Genomic DNA, 436 nt, shown 5'->3' on the forward strand with positions numbered 1-436 from the left:
CTTCCTCGGCCAGGTCATGACCTCGCGCCCCTGCACGCAGTGCCAGGGCTTCGGCACGGTCGTGCCGATCACCTGCCCGGAGTGCGCCGGTGACGGCCGCATCCGCTCGCGGCGCACGCTGACCGTGAAGATCCCGGCGGGGGTGGACAACGGCACCCGCATCCAGCTCGCGGGTGAGGGCGAGGTCGGCCCCGGCGGCGGTCCCGCCGGTGATCTGTACGTCGAGATCCACGAGCTGTCGCACGCGGTGTTCCAGCGGCGCGGCGACGACCTGCACTGCACGGTCACCATCCCGATGACCGCCGCGGCCCTCGGCACCCAGGTGCCGCTGGAGACCCTGGACGGCCTGGAGGAGATCTACATCCTGCCGAGCACCCAGTCCGGCCGGTCTGTCCCGCTGCACGGGCGGTGTATCACGCACCTGCGCGGCGGCGGA

General features: G+C 72.5%; 1 protein-coding gene. It reads left to right on the plus strand.

The features are described 5' to 3' along the window. Nucleotides 1–436: DnaJ C-terminal domain-containing protein (locus G3I17_RS39345; protein WP_275402667.1), on the plus strand; the 436-nt coding region annotated here is incomplete at both ends.

The organism is Streptomyces sp. SID13031, from assembly GCF_010548305.1.
In the GTDB taxonomy this organism is placed as follows: Bacteria; Actinomycetota; Actinomycetes; order Propionibacteriales; family Kribbellaceae; genus Kribbella.